The 14,358-nt window shown below is 58.6% G+C and carries 12 protein-coding genes and 3 pseudogenes; 8 read left to right on the forward strand and 7 right to left on the reverse strand.

Going from position 1 to position 14,358, the window contains the following annotated elements:
• Window positions 1-67: 67 nt before the first annotated feature.
• Window positions 68-1,624 carry an ISL3 family transposase gene (locus IYY11_RS07220; RefSeq protein WP_196403243.1) on the forward strand — a complete coding sequence of 519 codons (1,557 nt, stop codon included), beginning with the start codon at window positions 68-70 and terminating at the stop codon, window positions 1,622-1,624.
• Between the two features lie 67 nt (window positions 1,625-1,691).
• Here IYY11_RS07220 and IYY11_RS07225 read toward each other — a convergent pair.
• Both IYY11_RS07225 and IYY11_RS07230 read right to left on the reverse strand, forming a co-directional pair.
• Window positions 1,692-1,892, reverse strand: a pseudogene (locus IYY11_RS07225) (ATP-binding protein); the annotation flags it as partial.
• A 2-nt stretch (window positions 1,893-1,894) separates the two neighbouring features.
• The gene (locus IYY11_RS07230; RefSeq protein ID WP_409455237.1) at window positions 1,895-2,191 is read right to left on the reverse strand and encodes a hypothetical protein; all 297 of its coding nucleotides are present in this window, start codon (window positions 2,189-2,191) and stop codon (window positions 1,895-1,897) included.
• 16 nt (window positions 2,192-2,207) lie between these two features.
• On the opposite strand from IYY11_RS07230, the pseudogene IYY11_RS07235 reads away from it, so the two are divergent.
• The 4 genes and pseudogenes from IYY11_RS07235 to IYY11_RS07250 all read left to right on the forward strand — a co-directional run.
• Window positions 2,208-2,672, forward strand: a pseudogene (locus IYY11_RS07235) (Mu transposase domain-containing protein); the annotation flags it as partial.
• 398 nt (window positions 2,673-3,070) lie between these two features.
• Complete coding sequence (locus IYY11_RS23800; RefSeq protein WP_196403244.1) at window positions 3,071-3,412, forward strand: UvrD-helicase domain-containing protein; 342 nt, start codon at window positions 3,071-3,073, stop codon at window positions 3,410-3,412.
• A gap of 121 nt (window positions 3,413-3,533) precedes the next feature.
• Window positions 3,534-3,710, forward strand: coding sequence for a UvrD-helicase domain-containing protein (locus IYY11_RS23805; RefSeq protein WP_409455238.1), 177 nt, complete (start codon window positions 3,534-3,536; stop codon window positions 3,708-3,710).
• Window positions 3,700-3,942 carry an integrase gene (locus tag IYY11_RS07250; protein WP_196403245.1) on the forward strand — a complete coding sequence of 81 codons (243 nt, stop codon included), beginning with the start codon at window positions 3,700-3,702 and terminating at the stop codon, window positions 3,940-3,942. The genes IYY11_RS23805 and IYY11_RS07250 overlap by 11 nt, the downstream gene beginning before the upstream one ends.
• Before the next feature lie 154 nt (window positions 3,943-4,096).
• Here IYY11_RS07250 and IYY11_RS07255 read toward each other — a convergent pair whose 3' ends face one another.
• From IYY11_RS07255 to IYY11_RS07275, 5 genes and pseudogenes are all read right to left on the reverse strand, one after another.
• On the reverse strand, window positions 4,097-5,782 hold the full coding sequence (locus IYY11_RS07255; protein WP_196403246.1) for a hypothetical protein: 1,686 nt from the start codon (window positions 5,780-5,782) through the stop codon (window positions 4,097-4,099).
• A 14-nt stretch (window positions 5,783-5,796) separates the two neighbouring features.
• Window positions 5,797-7,203 (reverse strand): hypothetical protein, encoded by a 1,407-nt coding sequence (locus IYY11_RS07260; RefSeq protein ID WP_196403247.1) that lies wholly within the window; start codon window positions 7,201-7,203, stop codon window positions 5,797-5,799.
• Between the two features lie 4 nt (window positions 7,204-7,207).
• Entirely contained in the window at window positions 7,208-8,287 is a 1,080-nt protein-coding gene (locus tag IYY11_RS07265; RefSeq protein ID WP_196403248.1) for a serine protease, read from the reverse strand.
• Between the two features lie 4 nt (window positions 8,288-8,291).
• Complete coding sequence (locus tag IYY11_RS07270) at window positions 8,292-10,523, reverse strand: DNA/RNA non-specific endonuclease (protein ID WP_196403249.1); 2,232 nt, start codon at window positions 10,521-10,523, stop codon at window positions 8,292-8,294.
• 365 nt (window positions 10,524-10,888) lie between these two features.
• Window positions 10,889-11,474 (reverse strand): annotated as a pseudogene (locus IYY11_RS07275) (IS5 family transposase); the annotation flags it as partial.
• A 191-nt stretch (window positions 11,475-11,665) separates the two neighbouring features.
• Here IYY11_RS07275 and IYY11_RS07280 point away from each other — a divergent pair.
• The 3 genes from IYY11_RS07280 to IYY11_RS07290 all read left to right on the forward strand — a co-directional run bounded on the left by IYY11_RS07280 (window position 11,666) and on the right by IYY11_RS07290 (window position 14,328).
• Complete coding sequence (locus tag IYY11_RS07280) at window positions 11,666-12,121, forward strand: hypothetical protein (RefSeq protein WP_196403250.1); 456 nt, start codon at window positions 11,666-11,668, stop codon at window positions 12,119-12,121.
• 135 nt (window positions 12,122-12,256) lie between these two features.
• On the forward strand, window positions 12,257-13,513 hold the full coding sequence (locus IYY11_RS07285; protein ID WP_196403251.1) for a DUF2235 domain-containing protein: 1,257 nt from the start codon (window positions 12,257-12,259) through the stop codon (window positions 13,511-13,513).
• A 605-nt stretch (window positions 13,514-14,118) separates the two neighbouring features.
• Window positions 14,119-14,328, forward strand: a complete 210-nt coding sequence (locus IYY11_RS07290) for a hypothetical protein (RefSeq protein WP_196403252.1) — start codon at window positions 14,119-14,121, stop codon at window positions 14,326-14,328.
• Window positions 14,329-14,358 lie beyond the last annotated feature (30 nt).

A 14,358-nucleotide genomic window follows, 5' to 3' on the forward strand; every position in this document is an offset into this window, starting at 1 on the left:
GGCTCTGACTCACATTTGATGAAGTTTGGGCGCCGGCTTGTGTTGGTTCATTGAAGGAATCAACGACATGCCCCGCAGCCTTCGCCTCTCGACTTTTGTGCCACCCGGTTTCCACGTTGAGAATGCTGTCCAGGATGGCGGGGTCGCCATCATCACTGTTCGCCCCACAAGCAAAAAAAGCGGATGCCCGAGCTGCGCGGTGATCGCAGAGCGAGTCCACAGCCACTATCTCCGGCGCCTGGCCGATCTGCCGCTGGTGGGGCGACAGGTTCGGCTCGTCGTCATCGCGCGGCGGTTCCGATGCGATGTTGCTTCCTGTCGTCGCGCGATTTTCACGGAGCGCTTCAGCGCCGATGTCCTTGCGCCGTGGGCTCGCCGCACGGCGCGGCTGGATTGCCTCGTTCATCATCTCGGTCTCGAGCTCGGCGGCCGTCCCGCCGCGAGCTTTGCTCGCCGATTGATGCTGCCGGTGAGCAACGACACATTATTGAGAGCCGTTCGCCGGCGAGGTTGTCCGCCATTCCCCACCCCTACTGTGATCGGGATCGACGACTGGGCATGGAAACGCAATCAGCGTTACGGCACGATCATTTGCGACCTAGAACGACGACGGCCCATCCGTCTTCTGCCCGACAGGGAGCCCGCGACCGCGCAGGCTTGGCTGGCCGCTCAGCCGCAGATCGCCATTGTCGCGCGTGACCGCGGCGGCGCATATTCGCTGGCCGCCACCAAGGCGTTACCACAGGCGATACAGGTCGCCGATCGCTGGCATCTGATGGAGAACGCCAGCCACGCCTTCCTCGACGCCGTGCGCAAATCCATGCGTCAAATCCGCTCCGCAATCGGCGCGGCGACCGTCGATCCCGCCCTACTCACCGCCGCCGAGCACATTCAATACGAGGGATATCTGCGTCGGGAGGATGCGAACGCCGCGATCCTTGAGCGCGCCATGAATGGAGCCCCGATCAAACAGATCGTTCGCGAGACCGGGCATAGCCGGGGACTCGTGCGCAGGATTCTGCGCGGCCAGCGTTCAGACGTATTCCGAACGCGCGAAAGTTCATTGGAGCCGCATCTTCCTTGGCTCGACGCGCAATGGGCCGCTGGCCTTCAAAATGGCTCCGAGCTTTGGCGGCGTCTGAAAAGACAGGGCTTTCGGGGTTGTTTGCGGGTCGTCTCTGAATGGGCTGGGCGTCGGCGCCGCGCCGAGAAAGCTGACGCTGGAAGCTTGCGCCGCGTCCCTTCGGCTAGAACCATCGCGCGGCTGATGACGACTGGTCGCGACGCGCTTTCCAAGTCAGAGGCTGTAACGATCGCAGCGGTAGAAGACGGCGTCCCGCTGCTCGTCGACGCGCGAAGCATCATCGCTGCTTTCCATGCGATGATACGGAAGAAGGATGAGGGAGAACTCGACGCCTGGATTGAACGAGCGAAAGCAAGTCTCGTCGCGTCCTTAGCTAACGGGATCATGAGAGACAGGGCTGCCGTGCGAGCCGCAATCATCGCCGCTTGGTCCAACGGACAGACCGAAGGACAGATCACAAAGCTGAAACTCGTTAAGCGACAAATGTATGGGCGCGCAAAACTCGATCTACTCGAAGCGCGCCTCATCGGCGCAACCTAATCAGCGCTGCACCAATTGTGCGTCAGAGCCAAATTTGCACGCCGATAAGGGGTCAAACTCCAGCGCCGATTGACAGCTTGGCGATGGTCATCTGATATTTGATGGAGCGCGCCTGCTTTTCGGCGACCTCGGCGTTGAGAAGATCGCCGACGATCTGCGGCGGCTCATGCTGTCGCTTGATGCCGGTCGTCATCACTTCATCGTAGGCGTTCCTCATGCCGTAGAGTTTGAGTTCGCCCATCAGATCGAAGATTTGCGTGCGTTCCATCATCAGCCTGAACTCCTCAGTTGATCGTATCTTGCGCAATCGGCCAGCGGGACATGCCTCAGCTTCAGGGCGTCCGGCGTGAGGATCGTCAGCGGCGGGTCGGGATCGCGGCGCCGTGCGAGGATGTTGAGAATGACGTCGGCGGAATGCACGCCCTGATCCATTGCCTCGGCGCAGGCGGCTTCGACCGCCGGCAAGCCGTCATCCAGAACCGCCGCGAGGATTTTCACTATTTGCCGGTCGCCGTCGGCAGAGCCCGCGAGCTTGCGCCGGATTTTCCCCATGGCCGACGGCAGCACCCAGTCCTTAAACGAAGGCGCGTGCGAGCGCGGCATCTACGACAATATGAAGACGGCGGTGGAGACGATTTTTGTCGGCAAGGAGCGACAATATAATCGGCGCTCCTTCAGATGTGCGGGCATTATCTTGTCGAACCCGTCGCCTGCACGCCGGCGTCTGGCTGGAAGAAAGGCCAGGTCGAAAATCAGGTCGGACTGGTGCGCGAGCGCTTCTTCACGCCGCGTCTGCGGTTCAAGAGCTATGACGAGTTGAACGCTTGGTTGCTCGACAAATGCGTCGCCTACGCCAAAGCGCATCGCCATCCCGAGATTGTCGACAAGACAATCTTCGAGGCGTTTGAGGAAGAGCGGCCAAAGCTCATTCCATTACGCGGTTGCTTCGACGGCTTCCACGCGGTGAGCGTAGAAGACCTGCCTGGTTCGCTTCGACAACAATAAGTACTCGGTCAAGGCGAGCGCTGTCGGGCGCCCCGTCGAACTCCACTGAATTTCCTCGCACAGGCGCCACTCCGACCGTATGCCCACGCAATGCCCGACGATCAACATACGGATCATTGGCTCCGGATCAGCCGAATTTTTTCAACGGTGTCCCCGCCATAAACGGACATAGGCTCCCAATCTCTTCCGATGACGAGAATTTCGGGCGAACTCGACTTCTCCGAGAAGCGCGCTCTTGAGGGAGACGCAGGGGGCTCGTCGCAGAAATTTGACTACTCGCGCCGTGAGGAGGCTCATCAATACCGAACCGGAGTTGCCGGCGAGCGACGTGCAGTCACTTCGCCGCGGCAACTGCCGCGCCAGGCCTCGTCACGCCGGTTGGTGCCGGCAACCGCGACCACTTCCTCGTAGCGCGCCGGCCACACCACGAACTTTACGCAGTTGCCTGGTCAGGGGGCACTCTCAGGGTCGATCCTTGCGCTGACATTCTCGAACAAAGCCGCGGAAGAGATGCGGGAGCGACTATCGGACTCGCATCAGGATGCGGCGATCGAGATGTGGGTCGGAATCTTTCATGCTTTTGGGGCTGGAGATGGTCACGAAGTGGCCGGGGCGATTAGGGCGAACGCCGGATCTCAAAATCACTCGATCAGACTGATCAGCTTGCACTTTTGGAAGCCAACCTCGCGCGCCTACCGCTGCGCCACTACCGGAACCTGTTCGAACCCGCTTACGAGTTGGTCTACGTCCTGCAGGCGATCTCTCGCTGCAAAGATGAGCTGATCACACCGAGGAATATCTCGCCGAAGCAACCGCTACGCTTGCTCAGGCGCGGCCTGATGAGGTCGACTCTGCCGAGAAGGCGGTCGAAGTCGGAGAATTCTACAAAGTCTACCAAAACGCGTTGCTTGAGGAGAACACCGACGATTTTGGCGATCTCGTCATGCTGCCGGCACAGTTGATAGCGGAGCACGAGGACATTCGCACGGAGTACCAGCAGCGGTTCCAACACATCCTGGTGGACGAATCAGGACGTGAACTTCGCGAGCGCCCGACTTCGAAGAAGCTTGGTGCAGAATAAAGAACAAAATCAGCCTGAACGGTTGATCGGATCAATTCGCCGTGAGTGCGTGGACGATCTCATTGTTTGGAATGAGGCGCATCTGCGCGGGATTCTGCGATACTACAATGAGATCAGAACCCATCTGTCGATAAGCAAAGATGCGCCGATCTCGCGCGCCGTTCAGCAGATTGGAATCGTCAAGTCACGGGCCGTTCTCAGCAGACTTCATCACCACTACGTCCGGATCTAGTTTTCGATACACACAGCCTGAGATCTGCGAGATGGAGGCGACCTCGTCGATGCGCATGAAGACACAGCGCTCGCTTGCGCTCGAGACAAAGTCCGGGCGGCTCAGGAGTCACACTGTGTACGCTATTGCGTTGACAATTGACCACGACGCTCATTCAGTGCACTAGTTTGAGATCAATCAATGCTTCGATTGAACCCGAGGAGCCGTCGTCCGTCATGCGTTGGGTCGTGACGTTGGCGCGGCTCGTCAAACGCGCCAGCTCGGAGGCGACGGCCTTTGCGGCGGACTCATCCTCTGGTCTAAAGAAGCGGACCTCAACTTTGTTTCGTGCAGAGACCAACTGTTGCGGCGATTGAACGACATAGCCATCTGCGATCAGCGCGTCGCGGAGGCGACCGAGCCGATCAAGATCATCGCCCGCGTATTGGATAGAAATCCGCGTGCAGAATGGCCGCGCAGTCTCCACTTCCGCCCAATATTGCGTCAGCCCGCTCGGACGTTGATAACTTACCGGCGCGCTACGGATCACGACCTCGCTGTTCACGGCGACAAGGCCTATCGCCTCGGCCATCGAATAATCGTCCTGCGGTTTACTGGCGCGCAGCCTCATGTCATTGTTGGCGATGACGCTGACGCGATCCCCTGGCTTTAGCTCCGCAATCGAACCATCTCCGGTGACCTTGCGGTTTTCATCGCTGCCGAGCCAGAGCCATCCATCGCAGGAAAGCGTATCGCGAGTGGTGGGAGCGTTAATGGCCGGGGGGCGTACCTTGCTGGCGCCCAGCGTCGCTTGCGTTGGCTCTCTAGCCGCCATCTCAATCTGCGCACGTTTCTGGTTATTGGAGGGACGCGCAATTTCGCGTGAGAGAGCGATCACCGGTTTGGCGTCGCCCGCTTTCAGTGCGTCAACGGCGGTCTGAAGCTGCTTGACCACCTCGGTCGCGGCGGGCGCGTCGTTTGTCCGAGCGACAATGCTCGCCTGTTCGCTGGCGCCAGCATCGCCATAGTCCTTTACGAATTTCCTCAACGGACCCGGGTCGCCCTTTTCGATCTTGTCGAGCGCATAGCGGAGCTTTAAAAACACTTCCGCCTGTTCTGCTCGGCGCGCGGTCGAAGCAACCTCCATCTTTTCTTGCTCGTTTTTTGCTTCTCTAAATTGTTCCCTGACCCTCCAGGCAACCAAGCCTGCTCCCACGATGGTCAAAGATGCCACCATGATGGCGCCTCGCCGAAACAACTTCTCGCGTCCAGCTTTTTTGTCGCTATCCTCAACGAGCATTCCGATGTCGGGGTCGCGGTCCATGACCGCGCGCGCTTCTTCAAGTGCGGAGCCGGACAGGAGATAGCCTTTTCGCAGCGGACCGGGATTCGCCTTATATTGCCGGGCCAGCGCGGCGATGCGCAAAGTCATACGCGTCTTGAAGAGTTTTGCCAGTTCGTCTTCGCTCAGCTCGCGATCGACGAGCGCAGATGGCCGCACCGGTCGATCGGATGTCAGCTCGATCGTCGGCGTGTCGCCTTTAAGGGGCTTGAGTTCAGGAAGCGCGCAGCGGGGCTTCGCCCTATCGATTGCTTCCCGTGATCGATCCGCCGAGGGCGCGTCGTCGCGCGCTTCACGGCTCGATCGTTCGGCGGACCAAAAAAATAGCATGTTGCGCAATCGGTCCCGGTCACGCCCTGCAGGCACACTTTCGCCGGCATCGATCACGTCTGTCGTAAACGATTCAATCTCTTCGAGAGAGACGCGACTTTCCAGATTCCGAATCATCAGCGCCTGATGCCGACGGCGCAATTCACGGGCCAGGTTTATCGCAGCATTGGAGCTCGCATCTGCAGACATACGCATCTCCGGGGCTACGGGTTAGTTAGAAAGACGCTACAAGTTTCGCGCACGCGTTGTTCGAGAAGTTCGTCAAGGCCCACCTGCAATGCGCCAATCAGCGCCAATTCCTCTTTCAACGCCTTGTCGACCGCGAGAAATCGCTCGCGCGGCGTCGTCTTGAATGCGCTGAAGGTCTTGACAATCTCCTCGAACGCCTCGTCTCGGGACATCTCGACTGACTGGGCATTCTTTGTTTTGAGTGCGCGGTCATATGCGTCGAGCGCCATGCCAACTAGCGCTTCAGCCGAATTGCCGACACTGGGCGCATCGGAGAGATAACGAACGAGGCGGCGAATATCCTGCCAACGCTGGACGAAGGGCTTGAGAAAACTGGGATCGCGGTCGCCCAGTATATTTTCGAGCGCGTGTAAGCTCACATCGGTGGCCTGCCACATTGCGTGTTCGAGCACGCGCCCGCGCAGCGCCTCGCCAAGCTGCGCCATCGCGACCTGAACGAGATCGAATCCAGCGTAGTCGGACTGGGATAAATCGTTGATCGTACCGAAAGCGCGGCTAATCTGGCGGATGGGCAAATCACGCGAGAGGCCAAACATCGCGCCGTCGATTTCTTTGGGCAGACTCAGCAATGTTTGCCGCAATTTTTCGAGACCGGCCGCCTGCGCATCCCGGCTCGCAGAGTTCAGATCATCGCTAATCGCAGACAAGCTTTGAGCAGTCTGTTGTCCCAGCATCAGATGATCATGTCGCAAGCCGGGTATTTTCTCGGTGACGATCAGTTCGGCGTCGCTCGCCTGTTTCGCCAGCGCGGCAAGGGGCAGAACGATCGTCTCCGGATCATCGTCATCGTCGGGGTCGGGGTCGAGCCAGTCGGCGCTGCCGACCTGAAGGATATGCAGGGCGTCGTGCAGCCCTTTCAGCGCCTGCAAATGCGCGAGCGCGTCGCGCAGCTGGACGAAAGCGTCGCGATGGCGACACACCATGTCGAAGGCTTTCTCATCGCCCTGCTTCGCGCCGACCGCGCCGAAGCTTGGATTTTTGGCGATGAGATTGAGTAGGCGTGCAACGCCGGTCGACACAATCTGCAACGCGCTCTGAAGTCCGATCGGCGCCAACACGAGGTCCGGCATCTTGCGCAATAACGCTTCCTTGAGCGCGTCATTGCGCCACTGATCCTCGATCACGCGGGACAGGAACGGGCGCAACATAACTTCGTTATTCACGCCGCGCAGGCAGTTCCGCATATTCTGCGCCGGCGTTAGATTCGGGGACATTGTATCTTCTGGATCGGAAGGACCGGGATAGCGCGCGAAGGCGACGCGCATCAATTCGTCTCCACTAAACGGCTTTATTGCGTCGGCGATCGATTCGACGAACGCGGCGTCCTGCTTTTGCGCGAGCGAGAGATCGTAGCGCGGCATCGCTTCACGGTCCTAAAAGAGAGCCCTCATGGGCGTCAACAATGCTTTTGCGAATCAGCCCCGTCGGGACACCCTGATTATATGTCGGCGGTTTGCGTTTGGGGTCGCCCAGATGGTGTAGCGCCACGAGATCCCACTCAGCCGTGAAACAGGGCGACCCAGACGAGCCGGGATCGGTATTGGTGTTATATCGCAGTCGCAAACCGTCATGCAGCAGACCGATGACCGCTTCGGTGTCCTGCGCGATCATCGATGGCTTACCTTCAGGATGCTGCACGATGTAGAGTGGCGAGCCCTTGATCAGGGGCGGCCCTGCAACGAGCCGCACATAGCCGCGTTCCGGCAAAGGCCGCTTGAGTTTCAACAAGGCGTAGTCGAGTTCGTCCGGCTTTGGCGCCGGATTATCGGGATCAGCGGTGAGTTCCGCTGGGCTACAGGGGCGCTCGACCAGGATCGCCTCAACGTCGATCGTTTGCGACGGAGCAAGGCTCCCGTCAGCCTTACGTATGTAGTCAAAAGCGCAAGCCATGGCGTTTCCCCCGCCGAGTTTGCGCGCCTGCTCGGCGACATGCCAATTGGTCAAAACTGCCTGTTCGCCGACAAGGAAGCCGGTGCCAATCGGCGCGCCATTCGCGGTGACGGCGCAGACCTGGCGCAAGATCGCGCCGAGCTTTGCGTACCATGTGCCCGCGTCGACCGCGACAAGACTGGGCTTTACGACCTTTTGCAGGCCTGGGCCTTCATTGACGCCGAGGTCCTCGCCGCCTTTTTGCAGGGCGTACAGCGGCCGAATTTGCGTTGATCCGTCGATGCCTGGCAGCACGGCGCGAATTGTGTTCCGTAGTTCCTCGTTGAATACAGATTCCCTGTAGACGGCTTTGAGCAGCTGATCCGTGACGCGATCCTGGTTCAGCTGGTTGAGCACCGTATATACCGCCTGCTTCAATCCAACCGCCGGCCCGACATAATCTCCCAGGCTGTCGCCGGTCGACAGGCGTAGAAGCCGGTCGAGCTTGGGGTAATCGAATGCGGATTTGATCGTCTTCGCCAGAGAATCGATTTCCTGGGGCGTAAGCTCGCGCATAATCTCAGCGCCTCTTGCGCTTGACACCCGCGCGGCGAGCTACTTCCACACCGCGGTCATCGAATTGATCGGCAGCGAATACCTCGGGCGCAAACGCAATGCCGGCCATCTCGGCGATCGCCGATAAGGGGCGCATGCTCGGAAGGAAATTTTCTGGCACAGCAAATTCGCTCGTGTCGACATCTGAGAGGTCCTGCTCCAGGACGAAGCCGTAGGCGCCGATTCCCTCTTCCGTGCGGGCGATGATGACTTTCCAGAATTTGACGGGAATTTGCACGACCGCCCGAGTCTTGCCGCCAAAGCGGCCGAGGAAGCGCGGATCGTCATGCGCCAGCACGGGACCGGCTAAGATAGTGAGCCGCTCGCTTGCCGCCTGTGAAAAGACCGAGTTCTCGAGGTCGCCCCAATTGTCTTTGCCATTGGCCGAGCGGTTGAACCCAGCGACCTGAGGCGAGCAGTTCGTGACATGATAGGTATCGCCATTGGCGCGCACGACGTCTTCGTAAGTCTGCCCCCATGTGACGTCCTCGCGGCGCACGATATGGCCCTTGTCGAAGCTGCCGTCGTCATTCGTATAGAAGATGTCGGGCAGCTGCAGTTGAGCGCCGATGCGGTTGTCGGCGAACCAGCGCTCCTGATCGTTGGGGCCGAGACCGGTGAGCGCTTTGCGCGAGTAGTTCTTCGCCGGATCAGGTTTCTTGAGCTTGGACTCGGTGGTCAAGTTGGACGCCGCGACGATGGCAAGGTGACGGGCGGCGTGCAGTTTGATCGAGAAATTCTGATAATCGAGGCTGTCGCCGCTTGGCGTCTTCACGAGGACGCTTTTATCGGCCGGCTCCGGCATTGGCACGTTTACGCCGAGGAAGTGGGGATCGTAGCCCTTTCGAGACCCGTAGTTCACGTCATGCTGCGGCTCGACCATTTTTTCTACAAGATCTTCGCCTGCGGCTTGGGCGGCTTCATGCATAGTCGCCGCGAGGTGAGTCGTGTCCCCGAGTCTGATCGTAATGTGTAGCGGCACAGTTAGGTGAACGGCGCCGTCGATGACGCGTGGCTGCGCCGCTTGCGGCTGAGCCGCCGCTGTCTGAACGGCGGGCTTTGGCGCAGAAGTCGCTGGCATCGCGTCTCGCTTCTCGTTGGTCGGATTGGCGCGCTCTTCGGCGTCGGATCCCGTCCACCAACTCTGCCAGGGCGTTTGGCTCATGGCTGGGCCCGCGCCATCGAACAGCACGCCCGCGTCGCGCACGCGTCCGTCTTTCGCCAGTTCGCACATTGGCGCCGCATAATTGCCGATGAGATAGCGGCCCGCGAAATGCAGCCCGACTATGGCCCCATCCTTAACGTCGATAACCGCCGAACCCGAATTGCCGCCAAGAGTCGAGCAATCATGTCCGACGGAGCTGACGATCTTCTTGAAGCTCGAGACGTCCTCGCGACCGCCAAGTCGGCCGGGCTGCAATTGCTTGACGTAGAAAACACCCTTGAAAACGAGCTGCTGGTCGCCGGCGTCATTGCGCCGGTCGCTCGCGGGATAGCCGATCGCGACAACCTCGCGGTCCAGATAATCCGCCGCGTCTTTCGGCGAAAGAAGAAGAGGCGCCGCATCGGCGGGGAGCCCTTCAACTTCAAGCACCGCCATATCCCAATAGGGATGAATGAGCTTGACGGACGCGACGCGCAGCATGACGCCTTGGCCGCGATCCGGTGAAAAGGCAAGATTGAAGCCCGGCGTGACGCCATCGATGAAACTGACGCGTTTATCGCCGAGCCCGCTGGCGAAAAGTTCGGCGACGTGCCGGTTTGTCATGAGACGATTTTGTCCCACGACGAAGCCGGTGCCGCCATATGGGGCGTCGATCCCTTTCACCTCAATCCGACCGATGGATTTTTGCCAGCTCCAAATCCGGCTTCGCGTTTCCGGCGTCGCGAGATGCGCCCAGACTGGATGGCTAATGGTGAAATCAGCGCTTTCGAGCGGAATCGCCGGGCGCTCCTTGGCGTTAATGATAGCCTCCAAGCCGGCGATCTCCGCCGCCGTCAACGTCTTGCCGCTCGCGACGCTTTCCAGCCCGGTATTCGCGGCGTTCATCAGCTTCTCCGGCGCGCCTCCGGGGAGTTCAAGGCCGGCTGAAGCGGGCATGCCTTCGGTGATGGGTTCGGAGAGTTTGAGCTCCTCGATCGATCGCTTGCCGATGACCCGTTTGACGTACTGGGCGACGCGTTCCTCTCTTGTCATGGCAATCCTCCGCTTTCGTGACGGCAATAGACGGATCTGACGCAAGCGCCGAGGCTTTTAAATTGGCCTAGGTTCCGTGCCTCCTTGCGACAGGATGCAAACAGCACTTCAATAGTTGACGCAGGGCGTTCGAAGCCGGTCCGGTCGGTCGGACGTGAGTCCGTCTGAATGAGTCGCGGTGAAGGCCCTGTAAAAAGGGTTGACCCGCGTCCTGAACTGCTCTCGGAGCCTGCGCGCAGCTGGCGATCAATCGAAAAACATATCCGAAAGTAGTGACCTCAAACACTCAACAACTCTCGGCTTTTCATTTTGTTAGTTTGCCACAATTTTTCCGTGCCGCAAGAAATTCCATATGGGCTTCGGACTCATAACCAGCAGCTGACGGAGGCGGCAAGGCATACGGCGGCGAGGAAGTTCGCGGCGAGCCGATCGTATCTTGTTGCGATTCGACGAAAGTTCAGTCGGCCGAACAGGCTCTCAATGGCGTTGCGATTGCGGTAGAGAAACGGCGAGAAGCAAATTTTCCAACGCCGGTTCGCCTTTGGCGGAATGTTCGGCATTGCGCCTGTTTCCTTGACCTGGCGGCGGATCGCTCGCTGTTTTAACCCTTGTCGGTGTGCAGGATCGATGACGGCGGCAGTTGCTCCAGCGAGACGCGCCAGCCGTGCAGTCGGCGACGTGTCCGCCGGTCAGTAAGAATGCGATCGGACGGCAAGGGCGTCGGTCAGCGCATGGATTTTTGTGGTGCGTCCGCCACATGATCAACCGATCGCCTGATGGCGCTCCCCCTTTACCGCCAGACGCGCAGCGATGTGCCTTCACGGCGGAACTATCGATCAGAACCTGCGCGGGCGGGTCGCCCGTCCACGCGAGGGCATGAAAGATTTCGACCCAGACGCCTTTCGCCGACCCGCGGACGAAACGATTGTAGAGCGTCTTGCGTGGGGCATGACGTCCGGCGCAACGGCCTCCAATGGAAGGACGCGCCGAAAGGCGACGGGCCGCACAAGACGCTTTACAAAGCGGGCAGACCTGCAAACAGTCTTCAGGGGGGGGGATCAAGACGGCGGTGGAGACGATCTTCGTCGGAAAGGACCGGCAATATAATCGCTGCTTCCAGTTGTTCCTGGAGCGAGAACTGAATGTCGACGACAATGCAGTTGTGTACTGGGATCACGGGCAGTGGAGAGGCCGCTGACTTTATTGTTCTAAAGCCTGCCGCTGATGACGGCGTGAACGTCACTTTATACCATTGCAAGGCCGCTGGCGGCGCGCAGCCCGGCAACCGTGTCGACCACGTCTATGAAGTCTGCGCACAAGCCATAAAGTCAATTATTTGGTGTGATCTTCCGCGGCTTGTTGATCGTTTAATAGACCGTATGCAGCGCAGGAAAGGTGTCGGCAAGCTGGTGCGCGGCGACGTAGCCGCCATTCGTGCATTAGCATCGCGCAGGCCTGTTAGGTTTGGAGTGATCGTGGTTCAGCCCGGTGTGACCAAAAGTGGTTTGGGGCCGCGGCTGGCGGAAGTTTTGGTGGCGGCGAACTCTCACTTAGTCCGTGCCGGACACGACGAGCTTGAAGTTTCGGGGAGTATCTGATCAACCGCCGTTTATATGGCGCGCGTCAGGCCGTAGTTATGGAAGCATACATCATTGCTCACAATTATGTGCGCAATAACCAGGCGATTGCAATAGATCTGGCCGCAGAATGCTCGTTAGCGCGCGGGGAGCAGGATGAAGAATATCATTGTCTGTTGTGACGGCACGGGAAACGAAATCAGCGAGAACATTTCGAATGTGCTGAAGCTCTATCGCGTCGTCCGCAAGACGGGCAAAACCGATCCGCAGCAAAGGGTTTTTTACGATCCCGGTGTCGGCACGCTCGCGCGCCCAAATCCCTGGACAAAGCTCAAGCAGGATACGGTCACCTTACTAGGTCTCGCGACCGGTTATGGTCTGGATGACAACGTCCTCAAGGCTTACACCTTCCTGATCAATCACTACGAAGAAGGCGACGACATCTTCCTGTTCGGGTTTAGTCGCGGTGCCTATACGGTGCGCGTCCTGGCAGGGCTTATCCACAAGGTCGGCTTGCTCGCGCCGGAACAATGTAATCTCGCCGATGCCGCGCTCACTGCCTACAAGCAGACAAGTTCAACGCAAAAAAAACCAGACGACAAACCTGCGGACGCGGAAAACGAGCGGCAAGCGCCACCATCGACGCGAGATGATCCGGCCTCACAATTCGCGCGCATCGTTTCGACGCGCTGGCCTACAATCAAATTTCTCGGCGTTTGGGACACCGTCGCTAGTGTCATCGTGCCACGTCCTGACCGTTTCTACGCTTTCAGTCTCCAAAAACTGGAGTTCACGCAGGTCAATCCGAGTGTGAAGGTGTTTCGCCATGCCATCGCCATTGACGAGCAGCGCAGGATGTTCCGCCTTGCGCCGTGGCAGGAGTTCCAGACATTCATGCACAATCGCTTCAGCGCAACGAATAATGCCGAGCCGCAGGACGCGCTTCAAGTTTGGTTCGCGGGCGTACATGCCGATATCGGCGGAGGTTACGCTGAAAAAGAAAGCGGTCTTTCGAAGTTTCCGTTACTTTGGATGATCGAGGAGGCGGTCAAATATGGCCTTTCGGTTAGCCGGCAGACCGTCAATCAGTTGGCCTGGGGTATTCAACGCAAAGGAAGTCCGTTCATCTATGTGGCACCCGACATCATGCGTGATCCACATCAATCGATGACGACGGCTTGGCGCAGTCTGGAATGGATACCGAAAGCAGACAAATACAAGGAATGGAAGGATCGCCGGTCGTGGCTTCGCCACTACATTCCGAAAGCGGAGCCGCGTCTAATCCCTCATAACGCCTACATTCACGAGTCCGTCCTCAACCGGATGAAGGCGGTGTCAGGCTATCAACCGATCAACCTTCCATCGAGCTATCAGGTGATCCCGCTGCTTTCCGGTCCAGATGCACCGCGTTGAGTCTCTGACGATCGAGCAATGCCATCACGAAGAAATGTCAGTCGGCCGGCATAGTTCTTTGGCCATTTCGGGAAGCTCCTCGATCGTCTTATGACGTTCGTTCTAACCAATCGTCTTGTGAAGTTTCTAACATCCGAGCGCCAGAAGTTAATCACGTCGAACTAAGTATCTGAGGTCGATCCAAGTAATTCTGGATTTCGAGATCGCGTCGACGCACACAGGCGCCTGTGAGCGCATCTGTTCTCGGTCGCTTGATCCTGTGACGTCATAACCCACGATTCCCGCGCAACCTTCCCAAACGATTTTAGCCCGGCCGTAGAGCATTTTGTTTGTAAGCGGCACGAGGACTGGTCCCGCGGCCGGTCGGCCCCCATCGGGTGATCCAGCAGCGGAACAGTCCTGCCGAGCGTTACCGCGTCTCGGCCGAAAACGAGGGATATTTGTCCTTGCGACGGATAGGAGCGCGAGCGAAGATCGCGAATGGATACGCAGTTAGAGACCGGCTTGCGCAAGTCCTCAAATTAGTGAAACAAGCCGAAGAGTTCCCTTGAGCCGCTTCGATTGCGAATTCGTCCGACCGATGTCGAACACTGGGAGACAGGCCGATGACGAACTACTCAGACTTATTAACGCAGCTGCAGTCGCTGATTGGCGATGATGCGAACGACAATAACTTATATCGACAAGCATCGAACGCCATTGAATGCCTCTTGGCGCAACAGGAAGGGCTTCAAATTGAATTGCCGCTGCCTGAAGAGCCGACAGATCATGAGGCGGAGGGCGCAATGCTCTATGTGATGTCGCGAGGCAAATGACCTAACCAAAGCCTTTTGCAAATGTCGGCA

This window comes from Methylocystis sp. H62 (assembly GCF_015709515.1).
Taxonomy (GTDB): Bacteria; Pseudomonadota; Alphaproteobacteria; order Rhizobiales; family Beijerinckiaceae; genus Methylocystis.

Excerpts from the sequence above, each read along its gene's own strand:
- IYY11_RS07220 (WP_196403243.1), top strand. The coding sequence starts at position 68 with ATGCCCCGCAGCCTTCGCCTCTCGACTTTTGTGCCACCCGGTTTCCAC.
- IYY11_RS07255 (WP_196403246.1), bottom strand. The coding sequence starts at position 5,782 with ATGTCTGCAGATGCGAGCTCCAATGCTGCGATAAACCTGGCCCGTGAA.
- IYY11_RS07260 (WP_196403247.1), bottom strand. The coding sequence starts at position 7,203 with ATGCCGCGCTACGATCTCTCGCTCGCGCAAAAGCAGGACGCCGCGTTC.
- IYY11_RS07265 (WP_196403248.1), bottom strand. The coding sequence starts at position 8,287 with ATGCGCGAGCTTACGCCCCAGGAAATCGATTCTCTGGCGAAGACGATC.
- IYY11_RS07270 (WP_196403249.1), bottom strand. The coding sequence starts at position 10,523 with ATGACAAGAGAGGAACGCGTCGCCCAGTACGTCAAACGGGTCATCGGC.
- IYY11_RS07280 (WP_196403250.1), top strand. The coding sequence starts at position 11,666 with ATGTCGACGACAATGCAGTTGTGTACTGGGATCACGGGCAGTGGAGAG.
- IYY11_RS07285 (WP_196403251.1), top strand. The coding sequence starts at position 12,257 with ATGAAGAATATCATTGTCTGTTGTGACGGCACGGGAAACGAAATCAGC.
- IYY11_RS07290 (WP_196403252.1), top strand. The coding sequence starts at position 14,119 with ATGACGAACTACTCAGACTTATTAACGCAGCTGCAGTCGCTGATTGGC.